The sequence below is a fragment of the Paraburkholderia sp. OAS925 genome, assembly GCF_040543975.1.
GTDB lineage: Bacteria > Pseudomonadota > Gammaproteobacteria > Burkholderiales > Burkholderiaceae > Paraburkholderia > Paraburkholderia graminis.
Window position 1 is genome coordinate 2,559,877 of the sequence record NZ_JBEUNO010000002.1, and the last position, 24,440, is coordinate 2,584,316.

20 protein-coding genes and 1 pseudogene are annotated in these 24,440 nt (G+C 63.6%); 13 read left to right on the forward strand and 8 right to left on the reverse strand.

Annotation, left to right across the window (positions count from 1 at the left end; translation table 11 throughout):
- Positions 1-4: 4 nt before the first annotated feature.
- The 3 genes from ABIE53_RS30170 to ABIE53_RS30180 form a co-directional block, all read right to left on the reverse strand.
- The gene (locus ABIE53_RS30170) at positions 5-3,493 is read right to left on the reverse strand and encodes a DEAD/DEAH box helicase (RefSeq protein WP_192700199.1); all 3,489 of its coding nucleotides are present in this window, start codon (positions 3,491-3,493) and stop codon (positions 5-7) included.
- Between the two features lie 245 nt (positions 3,494-3,738).
- Complete coding sequence (locus tag ABIE53_RS30175; protein WP_107707843.1) at positions 3,739-3,987, reverse strand: hypothetical protein; 249 nt, start codon at positions 3,985-3,987, stop codon at positions 3,739-3,741.
- 56 nt (positions 3,988-4,043) lie between these two features.
- Positions 4,044-4,247 (reverse strand): CsbD family protein, encoded by a 204-nt coding sequence (locus ABIE53_RS30180; protein WP_006050307.1) that lies wholly within the window; start codon positions 4,245-4,247, stop codon positions 4,044-4,046.
- 334 nt (positions 4,248-4,581) lie between these two features.
- Here ABIE53_RS30180 and ABIE53_RS30185 point away from each other — a divergent pair, with 334 nt between their 5' ends.
- The 5 genes from ABIE53_RS30185 to ABIE53_RS30205 all read left to right on the forward strand — a co-directional run bounded on the left by ABIE53_RS30185 (position 4,582) and on the right by ABIE53_RS30205 (position 9,651).
- The gene (locus ABIE53_RS30185; protein WP_192700200.1) at positions 4,582-4,932 is read left to right on the forward strand and encodes a DUF4148 domain-containing protein; all 351 of its coding nucleotides are present in this window, start codon (positions 4,582-4,584) and stop codon (positions 4,930-4,932) included.
- Between the two features lie 164 nt (positions 4,933-5,096).
- Positions 5,097-5,822, forward strand: coding sequence for an alpha/beta fold hydrolase (locus ABIE53_RS30190; RefSeq protein WP_232292293.1), 726 nt, complete (start codon positions 5,097-5,099; stop codon positions 5,820-5,822).
- A gap of 320 nt (positions 5,823-6,142) precedes the next feature.
- Positions 6,143-6,790, forward strand: a complete 648-nt coding sequence (locus ABIE53_RS30195; protein ID WP_192700201.1) for an isochorismatase family protein — start codon at positions 6,143-6,145, stop codon at positions 6,788-6,790.
- A 147-nt stretch (positions 6,791-6,937) separates the two neighbouring features.
- Entirely contained in the window at positions 6,938-7,864 is a 927-nt protein-coding gene (locus tag ABIE53_RS30200) for an alpha/beta fold hydrolase (RefSeq protein ID WP_192700202.1), read from the forward strand.
- Between the two features lie 11 nt (positions 7,865-7,875).
- A complete protein-coding gene (locus tag ABIE53_RS30205; RefSeq protein ID WP_192700203.1) occupies positions 7,876-9,651 on the forward strand; it encodes an MOSC and FAD-binding oxidoreductase domain-containing protein in 1,776 nt (591 codons plus the stop codon).
- A 32-nt stretch (positions 9,652-9,683) separates the two neighbouring features.
- Here ABIE53_RS30205 and ABIE53_RS30210 read toward each other — a convergent pair whose 3' ends face one another.
- A complete protein-coding gene (locus tag ABIE53_RS30210; protein WP_192700354.1) occupies positions 9,684-9,848 on the reverse strand; it encodes a hypothetical protein in 165 nt (54 codons plus the stop codon).
- A 389-nt stretch (positions 9,849-10,237) separates the two neighbouring features.
- Between ABIE53_RS30210 and ABIE53_RS30215 the strand changes: the two genes are divergently transcribed.
- Positions 10,238-10,987: a glutathione S-transferase family protein gene (locus ABIE53_RS30215; RefSeq protein WP_029969032.1), complete on the forward strand. Its 750-nt coding sequence runs from the start codon at positions 10,238-10,240 to the stop codon at positions 10,985-10,987.
- Here ABIE53_RS30215 and ABIE53_RS30220 read toward each other — a convergent pair.
- A complete protein-coding gene (locus tag ABIE53_RS30220) occupies positions 10,984-12,528 on the reverse strand; it encodes a bifunctional AfsR/SARP family transcriptional regulator/alpha/beta hydrolase (protein WP_376916586.1) in 1,545 nt (514 codons plus the stop codon). The two genes, ABIE53_RS30215 and ABIE53_RS30220, sit on opposite strands and share 4 nt — an antisense overlap.
- A 118-nt stretch (positions 12,529-12,646) precedes the next feature.
- Between ABIE53_RS30220 and ABIE53_RS30225 the strand changes: the two genes are divergently transcribed.
- Positions 12,647-14,029 (forward strand): NAD(P)/FAD-dependent oxidoreductase, encoded by a 1,383-nt coding sequence (locus ABIE53_RS30225; RefSeq protein ID WP_192700204.1) that lies wholly within the window; start codon positions 12,647-12,649, stop codon positions 14,027-14,029.
- Between the two features lie 475 nt (positions 14,030-14,504).
- Entirely contained in the window at positions 14,505-14,990 is a 486-nt protein-coding gene (locus ABIE53_RS30230; RefSeq protein WP_376916588.1) for a superinfection immunity protein, read from the forward strand.
- 906 nt (positions 14,991-15,896) lie between these two features.
- On the opposite strand, the gene ABIE53_RS30235 is transcribed toward ABIE53_RS30230, so the two are convergent.
- Positions 15,897-16,676, reverse strand: coding sequence for a DeoR/GlpR family DNA-binding transcription regulator (locus tag ABIE53_RS30235; protein ID WP_192700206.1), 780 nt, complete (start codon positions 16,674-16,676; stop codon positions 15,897-15,899).
- Between the two features lie 452 nt (positions 16,677-17,128).
- Here ABIE53_RS30235 and ABIE53_RS30240 point away from each other — a divergent pair, with 452 nt between their 5' ends.
- Positions 17,129-19,609, forward strand: coding sequence for a GcvT family protein (locus ABIE53_RS30240; RefSeq protein ID WP_192700207.1), 2,481 nt, complete (start codon positions 17,129-17,131; stop codon positions 19,607-19,609).
- 48 nt (positions 19,610-19,657) lie between these two features.
- Here the strand turns inward: ABIE53_RS30240 and ABIE53_RS30245 are convergent, their stop codons facing one another.
- Positions 19,658-19,924: a DUF4148 domain-containing protein gene (locus ABIE53_RS30245; protein ID WP_006050319.1), complete on the reverse strand. Its 267-nt coding sequence runs from the start codon at positions 19,922-19,924 to the stop codon at positions 19,658-19,660.
- 259 nt (positions 19,925-20,183) lie between these two features.
- Here ABIE53_RS30245 and ABIE53_RS30250 point away from each other — a divergent pair, with 259 nt between their 5' ends.
- The 3 genes from ABIE53_RS30250 to ABIE53_RS30260 all read left to right on the forward strand — a co-directional run bounded on the left by ABIE53_RS30250 (position 20,184) and on the right by ABIE53_RS30260 (position 22,448).
- Positions 20,184-20,918, forward strand: a complete 735-nt coding sequence (locus tag ABIE53_RS30250) for an anti-sigma factor family protein (protein WP_029969024.1) — start codon at positions 20,184-20,186, stop codon at positions 20,916-20,918.
- A gap of 157 nt (positions 20,919-21,075) precedes the next feature.
- Positions 21,076-21,594, forward strand: a complete 519-nt coding sequence (locus ABIE53_RS30255; RefSeq protein ID WP_006050321.1) for a sigma-70 family RNA polymerase sigma factor — start codon at positions 21,076-21,078, stop codon at positions 21,592-21,594.
- Positions 21,591-22,448 (forward strand): anti-sigma factor family protein, encoded by an 858-nt coding sequence (locus ABIE53_RS30260; RefSeq protein ID WP_006050322.1) that lies wholly within the window; start codon positions 21,591-21,593, stop codon positions 22,446-22,448. Before ABIE53_RS30255 ends, ABIE53_RS30260 begins: the two co-directional genes overlap by 4 nt.
- Before the next feature lie 30 nt (positions 22,449-22,478).
- Here the strand turns inward: ABIE53_RS30260 and ABIE53_RS30265 are convergent, their stop codons facing one another.
- Entirely contained in the window at positions 22,479-23,360 is an 882-nt protein-coding gene (locus ABIE53_RS30265; RefSeq protein WP_029969022.1) for an AraC family transcriptional regulator, read from the reverse strand.
- Between the two features lie 180 nt (positions 23,361-23,540).
- Here ABIE53_RS30265 and ABIE53_RS30270 point away from each other — a divergent pair.
- A pseudogene (locus tag ABIE53_RS30270) lies at positions 23,541-24,438 on the forward strand (NmrA family NAD(P)-binding protein).
- Positions 24,439-24,440 lie beyond the last annotated feature (2 nt).

Below are 24,440 nucleotides of genomic sequence, written 5' to 3' on the forward strand. Positions count from 1 at the left end.
CGCGTCACTTCGAGCCTTCCAGCTCGGGCATCGGCGCAAAGAGCGCGTCGAGGTCGTCGTCGGAGAATTTGGCGGCGCCCGCGGCGTCTTCCGAGAGAATGCTGTCGGCGAGGCCCGCCTTCTGCTCCTGCAATTCCACGATCTTTTCTTCGATGCTGCCTGCCGCGATCAGCTTGTAGACGAACACAGGCTTGTCCTGACCGAGCCGATGCGCGCGGTCGGTGGCCTGATTCTCGGCGGCCGGATTCCACCAGGGGTCGTAGTGAATCACCGTGTCGGCGGCGGTCAGGTTCAGACCCACGCCGCCCGCCTTCAGGCTGATCAGGAACAACGGCACTTCGCCTTGCTGAAAACGCTGCACGGGCGTGACGCGGTCGGTCGTGTCGCCCGTCAGGATCACGTAGGGAATCGCGGCTTCGTCGAGCGCTTGCGCGATCAGCGACAACATGCCGGTGAACTGCGAGAACAGCAGAACGCGGCGGCCCTCGTCGATCAGTTCGGGCAGCATCGAGAGCAACAGATCGAGCTTGGCGGAACGCACACCCTTCTCTGTTTTATCGGAAGCCCGTGCCGTATGAGCGCTCGAACCTTCGCTAACTTCGCCGACGTTCTGAGCAGTCCGCAGCGTGCGCACGAGACGCGGATCGCAACACACCTGCCGCAACTTCAGCAGCGCATCGAGCACGATGATGTGGCTGCGCGCGAGGCCCTGCGCGCTCACCGCGGCGCGCACCTTTTCCTGCATCGCCGTGCGCACCGTTTCGTACAGATCGCGCTGCGCGCCTTCGAGATCGACGGAACATACAATCGTCGTCTTGGCCGGCAGTTCTTTCGCGACCTCGTCCTTGCGACGCCGCAGCATGAATGGCCGGATGCGGCGCGCTAGCAGCGAGCGGCGCACGCCGTCGTTATTCTTTTCGATCGGATTGCGCCAGCGGCGCGTGAAGTCCTTCTGGCTGCCGAGAAATCCGGGCAGCAGAAAATCGAACTGCGACCACAATTCGCCGAGGTGATTCTCGAGCGGCGTGCCGGTCAGACACAGACGATGGCGCGCGCTCAACCCACGGATCGCCTGCGCGGCTTTCGTCGTGGCGTTCTTCACGTACTGCGCTTCGTCGAGAATCAGCAGGTGATATTGATGCTCGGCGAGCACCTTCTGATCGCGCCACAACAACGCGTACGTCGTCAGAATCAGTTCGTGTTCGCCGATCTGCTCGAAGCGCTCCTTGCGCTGCGGGCCGTTGAGCACCAGCACTTTCAGCTCGGGTGCAAAGCGTCGCGCTTCCTCGCGCCAGTTGTGCACGAGTGTGGTCGGCACGACGATCAGCGCGGGCTTGTCGAGCCGTCCGGCCTCTTTCTCCGCGAGAATGTGCGCGAGCGTCTGCACGGTTTTGCCGAGACCCATGTCGTCGGCGAGCACACCGGCAAGACCTTGCTCGCGCAGATACTGCATCCAGTTCAGGCCCTGCTGCTGATAAACGCGCAATTGCGCGCGCAACGCCGTGGGCACCGGCACCTCGCGCAAACGCGGACCGGCTTGCAGACGCTCGGCGAGCTGGCGGATCGAATCGTCGCCACGGAATTGCCAGCGGCCCGTGTCGCTCAACGCCTGCAGGCGGCCTGCGTCGACGGACGGCACGCGCAGCGGCGCGCCATCGGCGAGCGTCCCGCCGAGCGAATCGAACAGATCGACCAGCACACGCACCACCGGTTTGAGCCGGTCGGCGCGCAGCCGCAAGCGCTTATTCTCTTCGGTCTTGAGCTCGATCGGCTCGTCGTCGGCGATGGCTTCGAGCGCGCCGCCAAGCCAGCGCCGGTCGCGCCGGAACAGATCGGCGAGCAGCGGTTCGAGCCGCACGTTGCGCTCGCCGATGCGAATGCCCATTTCCAGATCGAACCAGCCGTCGCCGGCCTGATGCGCGGTGCCGTCGATTGCATCGATCTCGATCACGTTGTAGCGGAACTCGGGCGCCATCGTCACACGCCAGCCCTTGCTGACGAGTTCGGGCACCGCGTCGTTGACGAACGCGGACCACGCTTCGGCATCGGGCAAGCCGAGCATCGTGTCGGGTAACAGGCGCGACGCGAATACGCGGCTCGTGGGCACCTTCTGCAACCCGGTCTTGCGCAGTTCGAGCAGGCGCTTTTTCTCGGCGTCGTAGCGGCGGCGAATATGGATGACGTCGCCGCCCGGCATCGGCACGAGCGTGACGCTGCTGTCCACGTTGATGCTGACGCCGTCGTAGTCGAAGCTCACGCCGGCCAGTTCGACGGCCTGGCTTTTGGCGACGTTGCCCGCCTTGCCAGGCTTGCTGGTCTTTGCAGCGGACGGCAGCGCGTGGCTGTTCAGCGTAAGCACGGGCACGGGCTCCACGTCGATCACGCGAATCGCCGATGTGTCGTGGGTGGGCGGCAACGGCAACTCGGGCGCGACTTCGCGCAGCACGGACGCGACGAGCGGCGCTTCGGCCAGCGAGATCGGCGGCATCGCGAGGTAATCGGGCAATTGCTGGAACGGCAGCGACGAGCGCACGATGCCCGCCTCCCGCGCGTCGCCATCCACGTACCAGACGGGCTCGGTCGGCAGCACCATGCTCGCGCGCGGCTCGGTGCGCAGCACGGGACGCAGACGCTGGTCGGCAAGCGGTTCCCATTCGATGCGCCCCGGCCGGTCGGCGGCGCGCGCGAGCGGCGTCGGCGCGTCATCGCCGGGCGCGAGCTTGAAGTCGAAGAAGAGGCGCCCGGTGGCGATCAGCTTTTGCAGCATTTCCGCGCCGCTCGTGCCGCGCAGAATAAATTGCCCGAAGTCTTCGCGCGAACGGCCAAGCCACAGGCCGCGCAGAATCGACAGATCTTCGTCCGACACGAACCTGGGTTGCTTGAGCAGCGCCGATTCCACATTGCCCCACGTCTCGCCGACCTCGACGATGCGGCCATCCGCATCGCAGCGCGCGCGATACAGCACCACCTCGTGGCGCATGTGGAAGTCGGACCAGTTGAGCCGGTAGGCGAGCGTTTCGGTGCGGGCGGCAGCCGTTTTCTGAGCGGCGGCATCGGCGGCTTCAGCGCGCGCACGGAAGCGTTCGAGCCAGCTCACGAGTTCCGGGCGCACGCCCTGCGGCGGACCGAAGCGTTCCACCGACGCACGTTGCGTCACGAGCGGCGCGCTGTCGCTGCGCTCATCGTCGTCGACGCGAGTGATGTGGTCCATCTCGTCGTGATACTCGAGCTCGGCAAGCAGCAGCGCGGCCACATGCTTGCAATTGCGGCCGACCGGACAACTGCAATCGCTCTGCGCCCACGGCGTGCCGCCGTCCGTGCGAAAGCGCACGCGGGTTCGGTAGGGCTCGGGCTGGCTGCCCTGCACGTCGCCCGTCAGTGTGGCTCCGTGCCATTGCATGTTGGTGACAGGGCCGACCGCGCGCGCCTTGGCGACGGTGTGATCACCGAGCCACTCTGCAATCCGTTCGCGATCAAAGAAAACTGACGACATCAGCGTGCATCCTCTTCAAGCCGGCGAAGGCAAGCGGCGCGATGGAATCGATTCGGCGGACGGTGCGTTGTCTACCGCCACGATTTTTCGAAGCGTTGCTTGCCAGTGATAACCGGCCATTTTACGCGTTGGCGGGATTTGGCTGTGCGAGGTGGCGCTCGTGGGGATGGGTTGTGGGCGGGGATTGTTATTGGCTCGCGATGCAAGCGGCAACGCGCGACGCGCACCAATTTGGACAGCGGCGCTTATTCGCCGAGTGGGTCGTCGCTGCCCAAGGCGCTGTCTATCTGGCGGCGCGCATCGTCGAGCGCCGCGCCGATTGCGGCCGCGCCGCGAAAACGCGAGCGGCTCTGGCGCGGCGCAGTCCACTCGCCGTTGTCCGGTTGACCGCCGTCGTCACGTTGTATTCGCGTGGTCACCGTCGAGCCGCCTGCGGGATCGTCTTCCGCGAGAACGGTCACCGTGAAACCGCGATGAGTGTGCACTTCCTGCATCCGACTGCTCCTTCCGATCGGTGAGCCGAGGTAAGACCGGCCGCACTTCTCGAGCATTAAAGGTTGGACGGATTGCCCGGATCGACCTTGCCTTTCTCGATGTTGTCCGTCTGGTCGCCGAGCTCTTTACGGTTATCGCCGGTCGTAATCTGCGCCTCGCCCTTCGCCTTGCGGCCCTCGTTTCCGGTGATCGAGCCAACGCCCTTGTTCACGAAGCCTTTGAGCTCTTCCTTGATTCCTTCACGCTGATCCTTGTTCATCTTCGTTCCTCCGGTAAAAAATCCGCCTCTTAAAGCGGTTTGGGCCAGCGCGCAACCTATGGAGGTTGTCTTGCGTTAGGCGCCATCGTTCGTCACCGGAGGCGAGCAAACCCCGTACCCGCTTCCCGCAATGCGACACGGCAATCGGATCGATTGTAAAAATCTTTTGGAATAAGCACGCGGCGCCCGTGTTTGCCCCCATGTAGACCAAAGCCGAACCGATAATCGACCGATAATCGAAGTCAACCGAGAACCGATCCGGCTTGTCGTTATCACTGTCCCGCTGGCTAACTCATGGTCCAGCAAATTTTAAATTTATTTAGGAGTTCCTACCATGTCGAAACTGTTCGTTGCTCTTGCACTCGCCGCTGCCACGCTTGGCGCTCCCGTTCTCAGTTTTGCTCAGTCGAGCGCCCCGCTGACGCGCGCAGAAGTTCGGGCGGATCTTGTTCGCGTCGAGCAGGCCGGCTATAACCCGAGCCGAGGCGATGACGTCAACTACCCGGCTGATGTCCAGGCGGCAGAAGCCAGGATCGCCGCACAGAACGACAGGCAATTGACTACGCAAGCTGTCGGCGGTGTCGCGCAGCGTGGCACTTCCGCTGCGGGCACACGGCTTCAGACGGCGATGAGCTCCGGCTGCGTCGGCCCGGTTAGCTACTGCAATATCTACTCCGGCAGTTAAGTGGCCCTGCTCAACGACTCCGTCGTGCATTGACACGCGATATCGTTTAGCGTCGCCCGCTCTTCAAATCAAACCTTTTTCGTTGGAGTTTCAAAGTGAAGATTTTTCCTTTCGCAGTATCGACCTTGACCTTGGCCGCCAGTCTTTTGGGATCCGCTGGCGCAATGGCGCAAACCACGCAACCCGCTACGGCGCCGATCAAGAACATCGTTCTGGTTCATGGCGCGTGGGTCGACGGCTCGGGGTGGAAGCCGGTCTACGACATCCTCACCAAAGACGGTTATCACGTCACGATGGTGCAGGAGCCGCTGACGTCGCTCGACGACGACGTGGCCGCCGCGAAACGCGTCATCGATCTGCAGGATGGCCCCACCATTCTGGTCGCGCATAGCTACGGCGGCTCGGTTATCACCGAGGCGGGCGTCGATCCGAAAGTGGCCGGCCTGGTGTACGTGGCGGCGCATGCACCGGCAGTCGGCGAAGACGAAAGCGACCTCGGCAAGCAGATGCCCAGCTATACGTCGAAGCAGGCAGGCGCAATCAAAAAAACCGACGACGGCTACACCTATCTGAATCCCGCCGACTTCGCGAAGGATTTCGCGGCGGATCTGCCGCTGAAGGAAGCCGAGTTCGAGTCGCGCTCGCAGATCCTGACGGCCGCGAAAGTTTTCTCCGCGCCGATGAAAGTGGCCGCGTGGACCATGAAGCCGAGTTGGGGTATCGTCGCGGCCGACGACAAGATCATCAATCCGGATCTCGAACGCTTCTATTACCAGCGCGCGCATAGCCATACCACCGTGTTGGCGGGTGCAAGCCATTCGGTGTACGAGTCGCGCCCGAAGGAAGTGGCCGCGGTGATTGAAGACGCAGCAAAGCATGCGCAGCAGTAATGCATCTGGCGGCGCATGGATACGCTGCGCGTTATTCGACGCGCGCAGAAGTGGCTCGAACGCGATTCAGCTTTTGCATATGAATGGCACCTCGATGGTGCGGAGTCGACATCACAGCAAAAGCACGATCGCGTTCATCGCCAGAGAGGATAGACATGCCGCGCATCACGTTCGCATGACGCGATCGTTCTCTCTCGCGAAAGGGGCCACAGTCGCACCAAAATTCCGCATTGCTAAACGGTAGCGACTAACCTACGCTTCCTAACACTTCATGTAAGCGGAGGCTCGACGGCCATCCGTTTCTCTACTGAGGACCCGGCATGAACTGTGATCCAATCGATACGGCCGTGGTCTTCATCGACCCCCAGAACGACGTGCTGAGCCCGACGGGAAAGAATTGGGGTGCGGTGGGTGCGAGCGTCACGGAAAACAGAACCGTCGAAAACATGTTGAGGATCTTCAAGGCCGCAAAAGCCGCGAAGATCAATGTATTCATATCTCCGCATTACTTCTTTCCGACCGATCGCGCGTGGAAGTTCAACGGTCCGCTCGAAGCGGACGAGTTCGCAACCGGTACGTTCGCGCGAGAAGGCGCTCTGAACCTTCAGGGATTCGAAAGCTCGGGCGCGGATTGGCTGGCTGAGTTCAAGCCTTACATTGATGACGGCCAGACCATCGTCGTGAGTCCGCACAAGGTCTTCGGTCCGCAAACTAATGACCTTGTACTGCAATTGCGCAAACGTCACATGAGCAAAGTCGTGCTCGGCGGCATGCTCGCCAACATGTGCGTGGAAGCGCATTTGCGCGACCTGCTCGAGCAGGGCTTTGAAGTGTCGGTCGTAGCCGATGCGACCGCGGGGCCACGTCATCCCGTCTGGGGTGATGGCTATAAAGCGGCCATGATCAACTATGCGTTTCTCGCGCACGCGGTGGTATCCACTGACGACGTCGTCGCCGCAATGACTTGATCCAGGTGTCGGCGTCCGAACTTCCTCGCTTCACATGCCTTTCTTGCAGCGTATTTCTGTAGCTCTCACACAGTGCTGAGCCGCGGCTCGACATCCTCGAGCAAAGAAGGTGATCGCGGACCGGCCATCCGAACAAGGAGCATCGCAATGGCCAGTCCAGCCTCGAGTACTTCGTCTGCTGCCGAGCGCACCGGTCCTACCGTTCCCGTCACCTATCATCGAACCGCGGTGGTGGATGGATTGAAGATCTTCTACCGACAGGCCGGACCGCTCGACGCTCCCGTTGTGCTGCTATTGCATGGTTTTCCAACTTCGTCGCATATGTTCAGGAACCTGATTCCTGCACTCGCCGACCGCTATCACGTGATTGCACCGGACTACCCCGGCTATGGTCAGAGCGACATGCCGGATCGTGCCGAATTCGCCTACACGTTCGACCGCTACGCTGAATTAGTGGACAGCCTGCTCGATCAGCTCGGCGCGGATCGGTACACGATGTATGTCATGGACTATGGCGCGCCCGTCGGCTGGCGGCTTGCTCTGAAGCATCCGGATCGCGTGGCAGGTTTAATCGTCCAGAACGGAAACGCCTATGACGAGGGCCTCAAGGCATTCTGGGACCCCATCAAGGCGTATTGGGCCGACGGCTCGGACGCGAGCCGCAAAGCATTGCTGCCGCTGCTCACGCTCGAGACGACCATCTTTCAATATACCGATGGCGTGTCCGACCGCACGCGTATTTCTCCGGACAACTGGATCCATGACCAGGCGCTGCTCGATCGCCCCGGCAATAACGACATCCAGCTCGACCTGTTCTATGACTACCGGACCAATCTGCCTCTTTACCCGAAGGTGCAGGCGTATTTCCGTGAGTTCAAGCCGCCGATGCTGATTGTCTGGGGCAAGAACGACGTCATCTTTCCGGCGGATGGCGCGTATCCGTACAAAGAGGATTTGCCGCACATCGAGACGCATCTGCTCGACACGGGTCATTTCGCGCTCGAAGACAAGGCGGACGAGATGGTGCCGCTGATACGCGACTTCCTCGCCCGAAAGATCGACTCAAGAACGTAATTGAGGCTTGCATGGCTCAACTGCTATCGGTGAATGTCGGGCTTCCGCGCGACATCGACTGGAATGGCCGCACTGTCCACACCGGGATCTGGAAGAACCCGGTGCCGGGTCGCCGTTGGGCCAGGCGGCTGAATCTCGATGGAGACGGCCAAGGCGATCTCGCTGGACACGGCGGTGAGCAGCGAGCCGTCTTCGTCTACCAGATGGAATCGTATCGTTATTGGCAGGAGCAGTTGAAACGATCCGATCTCGTCTACGGCCAGTTCGGCGAGAACTTCACGATCGAGGGAATGCCCGACTCTGCGGTGTGCATCGGCGACCGTTATCGGATCGGCGACGCACTGTTCGAGGTCAGTCAGCCACGGGTCACCTGCTACCGCGTCGGCATTCGAATGAACGAGCCGCGGATGCCCGCTTTGCTGACATCCAGCGGACGGCCCGGCTTCTACTTGCGCGTCCTGCAAGAAGGCGAAGTCGGCGCGGGCGACGAGATCGTAAAGGTCGGAGAGGCAACGGAGCGGATGACAGTCGCAGAGGTCAACGCGCTCCTCTATTCGCCCGATCATCCGCGCGATCGACTCGAACGCGCATTGCGGATCGAGGCGCTTTCGCCGGGATGGCGCTCTTCGTTCGAGGCGTTACTGCAAAGCCGCATGAGCGGCGAGGCGAGCGGCAGCGCGGGCGGTAACGCGGGCCTCGCGCCCGCAGCGGCGACGCATCCGGCTCCGCCCGGGTTTCGACCGCTCAGAGTGGCGGCCATCGAGCCGGAGTCCGCGGACGTCCTCTCTCTCACGTTGACGAGCGCGGACGGCCAGCCGCTCCGACCCGCTCTGCCCGGCCAGTATGTGGTGCTGCGTCTTCAAAGGACCGTCGACGGCCCGCCGCTTTTTCGCAGCTATTCGCTCTCGGGTGCTGCATCGACGGAACGCTATCGAATCAGCCCGAAGATCGAGCCGAATGGCGCGGCTGGAAACTATCTGAGGGAGCATGTGCGTGTCGGCGATGCGCTCGATGTCAGCTCGCCGCGCGGGAGCTTCACTCTGCAGGAAGGACTGCGGCCCGTTGTGCTCGTCAGCGCGGGAATCGGCGCGACGCCTCTTCTGGCAATGCTCCACGCGCTGTCGACGGCCCGCTCGACGCGGCAGGTCTTGTGGATGCATGCCGCCCGCGACGCGCAGCACCATCCATTCGCCGCCGAAGCGCGCCGCCTGGTGCTGTCGCTGGCTCACGGCCGCAGTCACGTCCGTTACAGCAGGCCCGGCTTGGGCGACCGGATGGGCGAGGATTTCGACGCGACCGGTCGCCTGTCGCGAGCGGTCCTGGACGAGGTCGGCGTCCCGCGAGACGCGGACTTCTATCTCTGCGGACCGACTGTCTTCATGGCGGATATGAAAGAGGCACTCGCGGCCTTCGGCGTGCCGCCCGAACGGACTCACGTCGAAATCTTCAACGGCGGGGAGTCGATGACGCCTGGCATCGCCGGCGTACCCACGCGAGTTCCACATCTGCCTGAAGACGCTGTGAACACCGGTCCGCTGGTATCGTTCGCGCGCAGTGGCATCGCCGCGCACTGGAACGCGTCGGCCTATCAGAGCATTCTCGAACTCGCCGAGGCATGTGACGTGCCCGTCCGTTGGTCGTGCCGCAGCGGCGTCTGTCACAACTGCGAGAGCGGGTTGATCTCGGGGTCCGTCGTGTATGAGCCCAATCCGCTGGATTCACCTGCGGGAGGGAACGTGCTGATTTGCTGCGCGAGGCCGCATGGTGATGTGGTGATCGATATTTGAGTGGCGTGGGTGTGCCATATCGACGTATAGCCCTACCCCTTATTAAACACGTTCGCCACCCGCGACATGGATTTCGCTGCCAGCACGAGCAGAGCGCTGGTTGGACTGTAGTCGACGTTGTACATCAGGTCGATAAAGTAGAACATGGATAGTGCGATGAGCGGGTGGTACATCGCGCGGCTTATCAGGCGTTTCATCGGCATCTCACGCTGTCTCTTTTGCACGAACCGATAAGCCACTGTGCCTAAACCGATCTGCGCAAGTCTGGTGGCGCGCCAGGATTCCGGAACCGGTGGAAGGTTTGGCTGCGAACGACGGATGACCTTGAAATGTCACGTCCCATCCTGTGACGGACTTTGCCTCGCGCAGGCCGTTGCCGTCCTGCCCGTGCGTCGACATTTTTTGCCCGATCGTCCAGGTGTTGCCGACGCTTCGCGTGCGCGCTGCAGCGCGTCCAGGGAGATTGTCCGGTCCTACTGAAAAAGCGCGCCGTTTGTTGCACGCAGTTCATCCACACACATCAGGCTGCGCTCGCCACGTTGCAGTGGATGTCCGTCAACGCCGTCCGTCAATCAAGGGGACCACGATGCGCAAGCTGTTCTTCACGACAGGATCGCCCTTCGCTCGTGCCGTCCGTATCGTGCTTGTCGAGAAGGGACTCGATTTTGAGCGCGAGGAGACCTTCACGACACCCAGCGTCGAAGAGCGTGCAAAGGTCGCGCCGACGCTTCAGGTTCCTACGCTGGTTGACGGCAACCTGACGCTTTGGGATTCCGCTGTGATCATCGATTACCTCATGTCCACGTATCCAGGCGCGCCTGCGCCCCCAGGCATGGAGCCCCTGGCGTCCGACTATGTGCGCGCGACGGAAAGCTGGCACGACAAGCTCGTTCTCGCGACGTTACAGACGTTCGGCGTATCGACGACGATGGTGTCGCAGTTGCAGTGGTCCGGCGTCAGGCATGAAGAAAATGTTCACGCCGCGCGATGTGCGATGCGCAACCAGTATCTTCTCGACTGGTTCGAGACCCAGCTTGTCGGCGCTGACGGCGCTTTCGTCCCCGGTGTCATTTCGGCTCAGGACATCCTGCTCACCTGTGTTTGTCAGTTCATCGAAACGCGCCCATTGCGATTGTCTTGGCGCTCCCCTGCCCGACCCAGGCTTGCGTCGTTGGTCGCTCGAATGGAAAAACGACCTTCTGTGCAACAGGAAGCGGCACTCTGGTGGGAGCCGGGGGTGACATACGCGACTGCTGCCGAAGTGGAATGGGCAAAACATAAAACCATTCGTGACGGGCTGAGCTTCAGCGAATGGACGTCGCAGTCGGCAAGTTAAGGGTTGCCGACAAACTGCCTGATGTTGTCCAGCACCGGTTGCTGGTCGCCCGCGAAGACCCAGTGATCCGCACCGTCGAGCCCGACGAAGCGCGCCTGCGCGATGTGACTGGCGAGATGCCGGCCGGCGCCGATGCGAACGGCGCGGTCGCCCTCGCGATGCAGCACCAGAGTCGGAACGGAAATTCGGCCGAGGAGTGGCCGCACATCCATATCGCGCAACGCCTCGAGTACGCCCTTGATGGCTCCGGGGCTCGACGCGGCCCGCAGCAACCCGGCCCACCAGGCTCTCGCCTGCGGATCGCCGGCGAGGCTCGGCGCGAATGTTTCGATACCGGCAGGACCACCCCAGCCGGCGACGAGCTGCCGCAGCCACGTGTCGTACTGGCTGGCCTGCAGCGCGTGCGGATAGTCGGGCGTCGCGCTGCCCTTCGCCAACGAGCCGAAGAGAACGAGGCCGGCGACACGGTCGGAGTGTTCAGCGGCAAATTTGATGCATGCCGGTCCGCCCTCGGACGCGCCGAACAACACGACCCGGCGGCTGCCGGCGGCATCAAGCACGGTGCCGATGTCCTGCGCGGTCGCGTGGACGCTGGGGTTGAAACCGACCCGGTCGGAAAGCCCGATGCCGCGACGATCGAGCAGGATAAGACGGCCCATCTCAGTGAGCGCGGACAGGAACGCCCGGCACAGGGGCTCCTCCCAGACCCGTTCGACGTGGGACACGAAACCGGGCACCAGCAGAACATCAATGCGGCCGGCACCATAGGTCTGGAACGCGAGATGGACGCCGTCACCGCTGACATAGCGCGTCGACGGCGGGTGCTCGACAGGTAAGCTTGCGTCGGCATCGAGCAGCGCGCGGGTCGCGGATTCGGGCGCCACATTGAGCTCGTCGCGAAGGCGCTGCGTGAGCGCCGCGAGGTGCCGCTGAGCGGTGAGCCGGTCTCCGGCGAGCAGCAGGTTGCGGATGAGTTGCCGCCCGTACACTTCGCTAAGCGGATCGAGCTCCACAAGACGGCCGGCATGGGCGGCCGCGCTTGCATAGTCACCCGCCGCATTCCTGTCGTGCACCACTCGCTCGAGCGCCTGGATTGCCCGGCCTCGCAGCGCCTCCCGGCGAAAAAAAGCCCACTCGTCGAACTGCGGACAGTCGCCGGGCGAAAAGCCTTCGAGAAAGTCGCCGGAATAATGGCGGCAGGCCCACTCGAATTCGCTGCGGTCGCAGGCTTGCTCGAACAGTTGGGAATCCAGTTGCAGGCTGACTGCTGATGACCATCGAACCGTCGACCGGTCGATGGAGAGAACGTCGTCGCCAAGCGTGAGCTGCAGGCGATGCAACAGACGCCTCAACCGCGCCCGCACAACTTCTTCGCGGCCTTCGGGCCACAACATCGTGGCGAGGACTTCACGCCCGACTGCTCCCGTCGCTTCGGCCAGGTAGACCAGCAGCGCCACGCCCTTGCGCAAGGGCAGCGGGCACAGCCGGTCATCCCGACGGATCTCCGGAAATCCAAGCGTGTGCACGCTGAACAGAGGCATGACGGGACGATCCTCGATGACGGCGTCCGGGGGACGCTCAGGGGACGAGGCAATCCTAGCATTGCCAGCAGGCGATGGTCGCTCGACTCATCGCGACGGATTGAACTGGAGGATTGCCATGAAGAATCTGGGCGAGCATGCGATCGTGATCGGCGCCAGCATGGGTGGGCTTTTGGCCGCCCGCGTGCTGTCGGATTTCTATACCCGGGTTACCTTGCTCGAACGCGATGCGTTTCCGGCAGCCCACACGCCGCGCAAGGGCGTGCCACAGGGTCGTCATACGCATGGTCTGCTTGCGCGCGGCAGCGCGATACTCGAGGAATTCTTCGCGGGATACAACGCCGAGGTCGTCGCGCAAAGCGGCGGCCTGATCGGCGATGTCGCCAACGATGTGATCTGGATAGGTCACAACGTGAGGCTTGCTAACGCGAGGAGCGACCTGACCGGTCTGCTTGCGAGCCGTCCCGTGCTCGAAGGCCATCTACGCCGACGGCTGCTGCGATTGCCGAACGTGCGCGCCATAGAGAGTTGCGCTGTGACTGGCCTTGCCACCGACCCCGTTCGCAAGAGCGTCACCGGTGTGCGCACATGTATCGACGGCAAGCCGGAGCAGACTCTCAGCGCGGACCTCATGGTCGATGCGACTGGCCGCGGCTCATCCAGTGCGGCGTGGCTTGAAGCGCTCGGCTACCCGCCTCCCGCCAATGAGAAGGTGGAGATCGGCATCTGCTACATGACCCGTACCTATCGGCGTCGGCCGACTGATCTTGACGGCAAGCACGGTATTGTTGTCGCCGGTAGTGCGCCGAACTGGCGCAATGGCGTGATGCTCGCGCAGGAAAACGACAGCTGGATCGTGAGTGCCGGCGGTTTTCTTGGCGACGACGCACCGGACGACGACCAGGGCTTTCTCGCGTATCTGGCGACGCTGCCGACCATGGAGATTCACGACGTTGTCGCAAGAGCGGAACCGCTAACCGGTTACACGCAGTACCGATACGCCTCCAGCCTGCGCCGGCGGTACGAGAAGCTTGCACGGTTCCCCGGGAACTACCTCGTTTTCGGTGATGCCATCTGCAGCTTCAATCCGGTCTACGGCCAGGGCATGACGGTCGCGGCGGAGGAAGCGCTGGCGCTGCAGCAGTGCCTGCGCGCGGGCTCGAACGATCTTGCGCGCCGGTTCTTCCGGTCGGCCGCGAAGATCGTCGACATTCCGTGGGACATTGCGGTGGGCAACGACCTGCGTCATCCACACGTCAAGGGCGCGCGTCCGCCGATGCTGCGTTTCATCAACTGGTACATCGGCAAGCTTCACGTCGCGGCGACGCGCGACAGCACGCTGGCGACGGCGTTTCTAAAGGTCGTCAACCTGATGATGCCGCCGTCGTCGCTGCTTAGCCCTGCGATCGCGAGGCGGGTTTGGTGGGGGAACCGGAGGTGTGGGGTATCGGCTGGCTCGCGTGCGATTGAGACGGCGAGGGGGAATGGTGCGTCGTTATGATTTGGGCGTGGCGCGGTTGGGCGGTGCAGGGGTCTAACACGCGCCCGCCGCGAATGGTGTCATGGTCATCGGATTGTCGAAAGCGGAAGACGAATGCCCCTTCTATCGACCCGGGCGTTCAAGTGAATCGTCATCGGATTTTTTCTCCGCGCCAGATTTGAAATGCTCATCAGGCTGTGGCCACCATCCAGGCTTCATAAATCCGGATATAAGCAGAGCGGCCAGTACCGGCGCCCGCTTTTCGTTCGACTGGCGGGTTGGTTCTCGACCGCCTGATCGACTGAGGAGATCGCCTGCAAACTCGCAGCGGCTTTGGATCATGCAGCGTCGTTGCGTTGCGCAGTGGTACAAGCATGCTGATCTAGGCGCAATCGTCGCCGGATTGCCACGTGCTAATATCCTCGCGCAGCATATAAAAAAGCAATCCTCGGGGGCTAGATGACTATTGTGTGGATTTTGGGGATTGGCGGCGCTTGTGACCGTCACCGGCCTTATCGGAAGCGGCACAAACGGCATTGCACTGGTTTGCGCGATTATCTTTTTCCCCGCCGCAATCGCGCTTTACTTTTCGCCGGCGTTCGCTGCAGCGCACCGGAAACACCCGAACCGGGTGGCCATCTTTGTTCTGAACCTCCTGCTTGGCTGGACAGTGCTTGGATGGGTGGGCGCCCTCGTCTGGGCCCATACCGGCGTTGAGGGAGCGGCCACGCCCTTGGCTCCTGAAGTTCCATCCTCTTGGACGAACGTCGATGGCGGCAGTGTCCTCGCCGACATAGCGGCGAACAGACCGGTTGCTACTGCTTTTTCTCTAAACGCTTCGGCGCAGGCCGCAGCCGCAGGAGCTACAGCGCGGGAACTGAAGAAATGTCCTTTCTGTGCGGAAGACATCAGGGCAGAAGCCATAAAGTGTAAACACTGCGGCTCTGACCTTTCCGCCAGCGGGCATGTGGCCTCTACGTGATAGCCGCCTTGCCGCCCCGACAAAACCGGGACATCGCGCACAACATGAACCAGAGCTTTTTGCACATTAGGCGGGCCGTTGCCGAATTTGAGGATCGATCCGTGATCTACGCCTTTAGATTTGGCAACGGAAGAACAAAGGTCGGCCTTTCGCGCAGTATCCTTTCTCGCGCAAGGAACTATCATCTGCACGGCGCTAACGATCTCGAGCACGTGACACTGGTGACGATTGCGGACGAGTGGCTACGCGAAGCTGAGTACATAGCCCACGAACGCTATCGTGCGGAGACGAAAAGAGTCCACGATCGCGAAACGTTCGAATCGTTAAGCGCAGAGAGAGATGTAGAGATCCTAGGGGAGATAGGTCGCAACTTCGACGACCTTTGTATTCTCCGCTCCACGATGCCGCTTACGGATGCCAAAGCGAACCTCTGCAACGTTCATACGACGTCTCCGAGTGATGAGGATAAGCCCGCATTCCCTCCTGCCCGGAAGTTTCGACGCCGAGGTCATGCCCCTGAACTGGTCTACAAGATGACTGACGATGAGCGGCGGGCCTACTTGCGAACGATCAAGTATCCGTCGTCCCGAAGGTCGTAGGCAAAATATCCGGGTGACTCCGACGCCAAGACATAACGTAGCCGCCGTATTGCTGCTGAACTCACTTCTCATTGCGCACATCCGATTAAAGGAAAGTCGAAGGACCGTTCGGGGTCACCTCCGTCCTCCCAACTCACGCACTTCCCGTTGCCGCGCGGGCAGGCAAGCGGCTTACGAATCCGCATCACGAGTCCAGGTTGTCGAACCAGTCAGGTTCAAGCAACGGAAACCGTCGGCCGAATTCGTTGAACAGCCCTTGACCTCAAAACGAGTCGCGATCTAACCCATTCGAGATACCAGCACGGCCCTACGCTTCCCCACCCGCCGGCACCCCCACAACCACCTCCACCCCCGCCGCCGCCAGCAATTGCCCAAGCGCCGGCGCCGGCGCCTCATCAGTCACCAGCACGTCGACGCAATCCGCGCCGAACGCGTGCAGCAGCGCGCTATGGCCGAACTTCGCGTGATCCGCGGCGACCACGCGGCGCTCGGCCTGCGCGAACGCCGCCAGCGAAAACGCGACGTCTGCCGGCAGTGCATCCATGAAATGCCCGCGCATGTCGATCGCGGTCACCGATACGATCGCGTAGCGCACGTGGAACTGGCGCAAGAAAGCCTGCACGCTGTCGCCGACCGCGGCGGCGTCGTCGGCCCGCACTTCGCCGCCCGCGATGAACACGCGGTTGCCGTTGTGCGGCGCGAGCAGCCGGGCCACTTCGATCGAGTTCGTGACGACCGTCAGCCGCGAACGCGCCACTAAGGCCCGCGCGATGTGCACGCAGGTGCTGCCGCCGTCGAGAATCAGCGAATCGCCGTCGCTCACCAGTTCGGCGATGCGCGCGCCGATGGCCCGCTTGCCCGCGAGGCTCGCGGCCATGCGCCGCTCGAACGGCGGCTCGTCGAGGCGCTCGGGCAGCGTGATGCCGCCGTGAACCTTCAGCAGCAGACCCTGCGCGATCAACGGCTTGATATTGCGGCGGATGGTTTCGTCGGACACCTCGAATCGCGCGGCAAGTGCGGTGATCGTGCAGGTGCGCTGCTCGCGGACGAGCCGCAGGATTTCAGCCTGGCGTTGGGTCGAGAGCATGGAGTCGGGCGGATGAAGGGTGCGGTGAGTTTAGCAAAACGACGGGCTGATGTGGGATTTCCAACATATTTCCACAGTCGGCTGCAGCCCCCCTAGTTCACGGCGTGCGAGACGCCGGAGCGACGCCCGACGCCTACCGCAGCGTTCACAGCCGAATATGCAAGCGGCTTCGCCGCAGCCTTCGCTGCATCTTTGCCAGCCGCCGTCCCAACGCCCTTCCCAACGCCCTTCCCAGCCATTTTCCCAACCGACCTTGCAGCCGTCTTCGCTGCTGTCCCGTGCGGAAGATAACTCGCCCTCAGACTGATCCGAGCGCACGTCGATCGCTCACCTACCGCCAAAATACGACCACCACATGACACCACCAAACCACCACACAGCCTCGCGTCTCACGTTGCATTCCGTGCACTTATACGGCAATCTACGCACACCAACGCCACCAACAACCACACATGTCCACACCCCTCCCCCCACAAACCCGCGTCGTCATCATCGGCGGCGGCATTATCGGCTGCTCGGTCGCCTACCACCTGACCAGGCTCGGCTGGGCCGACGTCATCCTCCTCGAACAAGGCCAGCTCTCTTGCGGAACGACGTGGCACGCCGCCGGCCTCGTCGGCCAGTTGCGCGCGCAGGAAAGCATGACGAAGCTGATCCGCTATTCGACCGCGCTTTACGCCGAACTCGAAGCGGACACCGGTCTTGCCACCGGCTGGAAGCAATGCGGCTCGCTGTCGGTGGCCCGCACGGCCGAGCGGATGACGCAACTCAAGCGCACCGCCGCCGTGGCCCGCGCGTACGGCGTCACGTGCGAGGTGATCGGCGCGCGCGAAGCCGGCGACCTGTGGCCGGTCATGCGCACCGACGACCTGCTCGGCGCCGTCTGGCTGCCGGGCGACGGCAAGGCCAACCCAACCGATCTCACGCAGGCGCTCGCCCGCGGCGCTCGCATGCGCGGCGCGCGCATCGTCGAAAACACCCGCGTCACGGCGATCCACGCGCGCGACGCGCACGGCTCTCGCGAAGCAACCGGCGTCGCGTGGCGCAACAAGGACGGCGACGAAGGCTCGATTAGCGCGGACATCGTCGTGAATTGCGCGGGCCAGTGGGCCAAGGCCGTGGGCCGACTGTGCGGCGTCACGGTGCCGCTGCACTCGGCGGAGCACTACTACATCGTCACGGATCGCATCGAGGGCGTGCACCCCGATCTGCCGGTCATGCGCGATCCCGACGGCTTCATCTATTTCAAGGAGGAAGTGGGCGGCCTCGTGATGGGCGGTTTCGAGCCCGACGCCAAACCGTGGGGCATGAACGGCATTCCCGAGAACTTCGAATTCCAGCTTCTACCCGACGACTGGAATCAGTTCGAAATCCTGATGACTAACGCGCTGCAACGCGTGCCCGCGCTCGAAACCGCACAGGTCCGCCAGTTCTATAACGGACCCGAATCGTTCACGCCCGACAACAACTTCATGCTCGGCGAAGCGCCTGAATTACGGCGCTTTTTCGTCGGCGCGGGCTTTAACTCGATGGGCATCGCTTCGGCGGGCGGCGCGGGCATGGCGTTGGCCGAATGGATCGTCGCGGGCGAGCCGACCATGGATTTGTGGCCCGTCGATATTCGCCGCTTCGCGCGCTTTAACGGCAACGACGCGTGGCTGCACGATCGCGTGAAGGAGACGCTCGGCCTGCACTACGCGATGCCGTGGCCGAATCGCGAACTGGACAGCGCGCGGCCGCTGCGCCGCTCGCCGCTGTACGCGCTGCTGCGCGAGGACGGCGCGTGCTTCGGCAGCAAGATGGGTTGGGAGCGCGCCAACTTTTTCGCGCCGACGCCCGGCGAAGCACGCGTCGACTACACCTTCGGTCAGCCGGACTGGCTGCGTGCAAGCGGCGCCGAACACCGCGCCTGCCGCGAAGGCGTGGCGCTTTTCGACATGACGTCGTTTTCGAAATTCCTGGTCAAAGGACGCGACGCGCAAAGCGTGCTGCAAAGCCTCGTCACGAACGACGTCGACGTACCGCCCGGCACGGCCGTCTATACCGGCATGCTCAACGAACGCGGCAATTACGAATCGGACTTCACGCTCACGCGCATCGCCGCGGACCAGTACCTGCTCGTCACCGGCACCGCGCAAACCACGCGCGACTTCGACATGATCGAGAGAGCGATTCCGCGCGACAAACATTGCGTGCTCGTCGACGTGACCAGCCAATATGCGGTGCTCGCCGTGATGGGCCCGCGCTCGCGCGAACTGCTGCAAAGCGTATCGAAAGCGGACTGGCGCAACGAAGCGTTCGCGTTCGGCCAAAGCCGCGAAGTCGACATCGGCTATGCGACGGTACGCGCAACGCGCCTCACCTACGTCGGCGAACTGGGCTGGGAACTGTACGTGCCGGTCGAATTCGCCGTCGGCGTGTACGAGGCGTTGCGCGAAGCGGGCAAAGCGTTTGGCCTCGCGAATGCAGGCTATTACGCGATCGATTCGCTGCGGATCGAGAAAGGCTACCGCGCATGGGGCCGCGAACTCACGCCGGACACGAATCCGTTCGAAGCCGGGCTCGCGTTCGCGTGCAAGCTCGACAAGGAGATTCCGTTTCGCGGCCGCGACGCCCTGCTGAAACTGCGCGACGAGCCGCTGCGCCGCCGCATGGTCGTGCTGAGCGCGGACGGCGCCGCGGATCGCATGCTATGGGGCGGCGAAGCGATTTTGCGCGACGGCAAGCCAGTCGGCTTCGTGAGCTCGGCGGCGTTCGGCCACACGCTCGGCTGCCCGGTCGCGATGGGCTACGTGAACAATCCCGATGGCGCAGCCGACGCCGCGTATCTGACGAGCGGCGCCTACGCAATCGACGTGGCCGGCGAATCGCTGCCGGCCACGCTTCACCTGAAGGCGCCGTACGACCCGCGCGGCGAACGCGTGCGCGCGTAGCCAGGCGTTCGTCCGCGAGCCGCGCCGCTCCTCGGCGCGCGCCGCGGTTCAATTCATGCTGTCCGTCGACGCGCTTTCGCTTGCCATGCGGCTTGCCGCCGCTTCGGCGGCGAGCGCCAGCTTGTGCTGCTCGACCTGATGCGCGAACACGGGGCTGACATCCGGGTACGATGCGTCGGTCACGTAGTCGAGGCCGTTCTGTTGTGCCTCGATCAGTTCCTGGTAGACCTGGGCGCGCGTTTTTCCTTCCGCGAAAACATTCGACGATGCGGCAAGGACGACGACGGACAATGCGGCGAAAGCGATCTTCTTCATGATGAACTCCGGTGAGTTGTGTGCGGGTTTGCATCAGGGAGAACCACGCTTTGCCGGCTTTTATTCCTCGGCGCGGCGCAAGTAAAAAACATTTCCGCGCGACGGAATAAAGCGCGCCGCGAACCGGTTTGCCCGGGTCTGGACGATGCCTCGCTCACGCGGTAAAAGAACTTCTGAAAGACGCCGCGCGAGCGGAATAAACCGGCGTACAACCGTGTTTGCACCTCAACAGCCGAACCCCGGCCGGAGAACTTGCATCATGAAACCGACCGACGCCCCCGCCGATTCACCGCTTTCCGAAGCCGACGTTCAAGCCTACGCCGACGGCACGCTGTCGCCGGCGCGCGCCGCGTTTTTGCGCGACTATCTGGGCCGCGATCCGGCGGAAGCCCGCCGCGTCGCCTTTTACGGCTCGCTGAACGAGCAGATTCAGCGTTCGTTTCAGACCGCCGACGAACCCGCGTCCACGGCGTTCAAAGCCCGGCGCGGCGCGCGCGGCCGCTGGCGCAACGTTGCCGGCAAGCCGCGTGTGCGCAAGGCGGTCAGAGCGCTGGTCGCCGTCGTCATCGCGTGTGCGGCGGTGAGCGGCTGGTTTGCGGCGACTCAGGTGACGCAGCAGGCGCTCAACAATGCCGCCGTGATGGCGCTGGCGGAAACGGTGGCCGCTCCTTATCCGGCGGCATCGCCGACTCGCCGGGAGCCGTCCGCGCCCGACCTCGAGGCGATCGGGCTGCGGCTTGTCGATGAGCGCGTGCTGTCGCTCGGCCTGTTGCAGCGCGCCACCGCATTCGTCTACCTAAACGGCGACAACCAGCCGGTGATCCTGCTGTCGACGCTCGCCCTGCTCGCGCCTGCGCAGCCGCAGTGGTCCGCGCGCCGCATCGGCGATGTGCGTCTGTTGACGTGGACCGCGCAGCGGCAACGCTTCGTGGTCGCGGGCGACGCGCGCACGCACGGCCTGATGCGCGCCGCCGACGTCATGACGATGCCATGAGCGCCCACGCAGTCGTACACGCGCGATGACTCGCCGCATCGACGGGAATAGAATCCGCTCACGCGTGTTCGCCCTACAACCGCCCTACAACACGAGCGACGCTCCGACGCAGCGCCGCGCTTCCTGCCCACGAGAGGCCCCATGACCGGGATCAAGAATGGATGTCCGTGACGAGTTGATGGAACACGTGCCGCGCCTGCGGCGCTACGCGCGGGCGCTGATCAACAATCGCGACCTCGCGGACGATCTGGTGCAGGACACGCTGGAACGCGCGCTCGGCCGCACCGGCATGTTCCAGCCCGGCACCGACCTGCGTGCGTGGCTTTTCACGATCATGCACAACGTGTTCGCCAATCAGGCACGCAAGGCATCGTCGCGCGCGGTCCATGTGGCGGTCGACGACGAAAGCGTCCACGAAGCCGAGTTCGCCGTGCCGGCGCCTCAGACGCGCTCGCTGGAAATGCGCGATCTCGACTACGCGTTGCAGCGTCTGCCGGTCGACCAGCGCGAAGTGGTGCTGCTCGTCGGCCTCGAGGAAATGAGCTATGCCGACGTCGCGCTCGCGCTGAACGTGCCCATCGGCACGGTCATGTCGCGGCTTTCGCGCGGACGCGAACGGCTTCGGGCATTGATGGCGGGCAGCCAGCCCGGTGCGAAATTACAGGTGGTGCGATGAGCGACCAACATACCCCGATCACTGAAGAAGAGCTGCATGCTTACGTGGACGGCACGCTGTCCGACGAACGGCGCGCCGACGTCGAGCGCGCGCTCGAACAGAATCCCGAACTGGCCGCGCGCATCAGCGATTATTTTTCGCTGAACAGCCTGTTCCACGATCGCTACGACCGCGTGTTGAACGAACCCGTGCCGAAGCGCTTGCAGCCGGCCGCGCCGCCGCATTCGCGCCGCTCGCGCATCGCCGCCAACTGGCCGCAATTCGCGGGGATGGCGGCGGCGCTGGTGATGGGCGTCGGCATCGGCGTCGGCACGCATATGGGGCAGGACGCGATGCAGTCGGTGGCGGGCTTCTCCGTGGGTTCGTCGACGGGTTCTTCCAATACGCGCCCGGTGAGCGCGGACCGAGCCGAGGTCTTCGCCCGCCAGGCCGCGGTTGCGCACGTCGTGTATATGCCGGAGGTCGACCGCCCTACCGACATGAGCGCCGATCACGAGCAGGATTTCGTGCAGTGGCTCGCGAACCGTCTCGGCACCAACGTCCATCCGCCGATGCTCGCGAAGCAAGGCTTCTCGCTCTCCGGCGGGCGCCTGCTGCCCGGCCCGGACGGCCAGATGGCCCAGTTCATGTATCGCGGACCGAAGGGCGAACGGGTGACGCTGTGCATCTCGCGCCGCCAGGTGAATGCGAACACCACGGCGTTCAAGCTGTACCAGGACGGACCCGTCAACGTGTTCTACTGGGTCGACGGCGATTTCGGCTATGCGGTGTCAGGCGGCATCGACCGCAAGCAGTTGCTGCAGCTTTCGCATGACGTGTACGCACAATTGACCGGCGCGACGCAGACGGATTGATGCGCCTGCGCTGGTGAACCACCGCGCACGTCAGCGCGCGGCCGACTTCACCAGTTCGCGCGGCGTCACGCCGAGCAGCCGCCCGATCCAGTGCGCCATGTGGCTCTGGTGCGAGAAGCCGGCCTCCAGTGCAATCTGGCTCGCGGAGAGCCGGCCTTGCAGCAGCATCGTTCGCGCGCGTTCGACGCGCCGCTGCACCACGTACTGATGCACCGGCACGCCGAGCGTCGCGCGAAACAGCACCTTGAAATGCGGCACGCTCAGATCCGCCTGCGCCGCGAGTTCGCTCAGCGTGAGACGGCGGTCGAGATGCGCTTCGATGAAGTCCGTCACGCGCGCCGCCGTTCTCGGAGCGAGCGTGCGCTCCTTGCCGTCGAGCGACGGCGCCCCGCCGATCAACCGCACCACCATCGCCGTGCACAGGCTTTCGGCGTATAGCGGATCGGACGCGTCGTCGGCTTCCAGTTCGGCGCGCAACGCCCACGCGAGATGCTGGAAGCGCGCATCGCGCATCTGGAATTGCGGGCGAATCTGCGCGTCGCTTGCCTTGACTGCCAGTTGCTCCGCTGTCTTGCGCGCGAATTCCTCGCCGATCCAGACGCTGAAAATCGTGCAGGCCGATTCGTCGCTCCATTGGCCGTCGAGTCCCGCGGGAATCACGTCGGCGTCGCCGTGCGCCTGAATGCGCGAGTGCGGCTTCTCGTTGCAAAGACAATGCGCTCTGACCGGCCCGCCCACATGCACGCCGACCCGATGATGCTTGAGCGCCGGTATTCGGTGCAAACCCGCCGACACGTTGACCAGCTCCGCGCCGAAGCCTTGCCAGCCGAGCGTTTTGCTCGAGCGCAGCGCGGTGCGCGAGCCGCTGTGCGCGGGCGGAATCTGAGTCGGGACAGGTATGACGGCGTTCATCGTTTGTCTCGCGGATGGCAGTCGATCTGCGGGCATTGTGCCGGGTTTTTCGCGGCTTCGCTCGATGGACGGCCATCGTCAAACGACCATCCGAATCTGTTCATCTGCATCCAGGCATGCGCGTTTTTTGCGGCACGCTTCCTTATGATCGGGCCATGACGATCCAATAAGGAGCCTTACGTGTTCGTGATTTTTGGAGCAGGCGGCAAGGTGGGTAACGCAAGCGCGGCTGCGTTGCGGCGCGCGGGCTGCGACGTGCGTGCCGTGGTCCGCAACGCCGCGCAGGCCGCGCCGCTCATCGACCCGGGTTGTGAGGTGGCGATCGCCGATCTGCACGATCCTGCGTCCGTAGCGCGCGCCATCGACGGCGCGCACGCGGTGCAGATGCTGTGTCCGGTGCCGCGCGATCACGACGACCCGGCGAGCGCGATGCGCCGCATGATCGACGCGAGTGTCGACGCGTTGCGCGCGAATCCGCCGCAACATGTGCTCGCGCTTTCGGATTACGGCGCCGAGCACGCGAGCGGGACGGGCATCACCACGCTGTTCCACTACCTGGAGACGCGGCTCGGCACGCTCGACACTCGCCTGACGTTTCTGCGCGCCGCCGAACATATGCACAACTGGGGCGCGCGTGCTGCCGGTCGCACTGGCGAAGGGCGTGCTGCCGAGCCTGCATCATCCGCTGGACAAGCGCTTTCCTACCGTGGCCGCGGAGGATGTCGGCGCGCTGGCGGCTCAACTGCTGATGGACGGCAAACCGCCACGGCATTCGCCGCGCGTGGTGAGCATCGAAAGCGAACAGCGGGTGAGCGTGATCGACGTCGCGCGCACGATTGCCGATCTCGCCGGCCGCACAGTCACCGCCCACGCGGTGCCGCGCGAGCAATGGGCCGCGATGCTCGCCGGAGCCGGTCTCGGCGACGGACACGCGCGGCTGATCGTCGATCTCTACGACGCGCATAACGCCGGCCGCATCGACGTGCAAGACGGCGTCGGCGAACGGCGTTTCGGTCCGACGACGCTGACGCAGGCGTTAGCGGCAATCGTGCCGCGCGGCGCAGCGCTTAGCGCCTGACG

Excerpts from the sequence above, each read along its gene's own strand:
- ABIE53_RS30170 (WP_192700199.1), bottom strand. The coding sequence starts at position 3,493 with ATGTCGTCAGTTTTCTTTGATCGCGAACGGATTGCAGAGTGGCTCGGT.
- ABIE53_RS30175 (WP_107707843.1), bottom strand. The coding sequence starts at position 3,987 with ATGCAGGAAGTGCACACTCATCGCGGTTTCACGGTGACCGTTCTCGCG.
- ABIE53_RS30180 (WP_006050307.1), bottom strand. The coding sequence starts at position 4,247 with ATGAACAAGGATCAGCGTGAAGGAATCAAGGAAGAGCTCAAAGGCTTC.
- ABIE53_RS30185 (WP_192700200.1), top strand. The coding sequence starts at position 4,582 with ATGTCGAAACTGTTCGTTGCTCTTGCACTCGCCGCTGCCACGCTTGGC.
- ABIE53_RS30190 (WP_232292293.1), top strand. The coding sequence starts at position 5,097 with ATGGCGCAAACCACGCAACCCGCTACGGCGCCGATCAAGAACATCGTT.
- ABIE53_RS30195 (WP_192700201.1), top strand. The coding sequence starts at position 6,143 with ATGAACTGTGATCCAATCGATACGGCCGTGGTCTTCATCGACCCCCAG.
- ABIE53_RS30200 (WP_192700202.1), top strand. The coding sequence starts at position 6,938 with ATGGCCAGTCCAGCCTCGAGTACTTCGTCTGCTGCCGAGCGCACCGGT.
- ABIE53_RS30205 (WP_192700203.1), top strand. The coding sequence starts at position 7,876 with ATGGCTCAACTGCTATCGGTGAATGTCGGGCTTCCGCGCGACATCGAC.
- ABIE53_RS30210 (WP_192700354.1), bottom strand. The coding sequence starts at position 9,848 with ATGAAACGCCTGATAAGCCGCGCGATGTACCACCCGCTCATCGCACTA.
- ABIE53_RS30215 (WP_029969032.1), top strand. The coding sequence starts at position 10,238 with ATGCGCAAGCTGTTCTTCACGACAGGATCGCCCTTCGCTCGTGCCGTC.
- ABIE53_RS30220 (WP_376916586.1), bottom strand. The coding sequence starts at position 12,528 with ATGCCTCTGTTCAGCGTGCACACGCTTGGATTTCCGGAGATCCGTCGG.
- ABIE53_RS30225 (WP_192700204.1), top strand. The coding sequence starts at position 12,647 with ATGAAGAATCTGGGCGAGCATGCGATCGTGATCGGCGCCAGCATGGGT.
- ABIE53_RS30235 (WP_192700206.1), bottom strand. The coding sequence starts at position 16,676 with ATGCTCTCGACCCAACGCCAGGCTGAAATCCTGCGGCTCGTCCGCGAG.
- ABIE53_RS30240 (WP_192700207.1), top strand. The coding sequence starts at position 17,129 with ATGTCCACACCCCTCCCCCCACAAACCCGCGTCGTCATCATCGGCGGC.
- ABIE53_RS30245 (WP_006050319.1), bottom strand. The coding sequence starts at position 19,924 with ATGAAGAAGATCGCTTTCGCCGCATTGTCCGTCGTCGTCCTTGCCGCA.
- ABIE53_RS30250 (WP_029969024.1), top strand. The coding sequence starts at position 20,184 with ATGAAACCGACCGACGCCCCCGCCGATTCACCGCTTTCCGAAGCCGAC.
- ABIE53_RS30255 (WP_006050321.1), top strand. The coding sequence starts at position 21,076 with ATGGATGTCCGTGACGAGTTGATGGAACACGTGCCGCGCCTGCGGCGC.
- ABIE53_RS30260 (WP_006050322.1), top strand. The coding sequence starts at position 21,591 with ATGAGCGACCAACATACCCCGATCACTGAAGAAGAGCTGCATGCTTAC.
- ABIE53_RS30265 (WP_029969022.1), bottom strand. The coding sequence starts at position 23,360 with ATGAACGCCGTCATACCTGTCCCGACTCAGATTCCGCCCGCGCACAGC.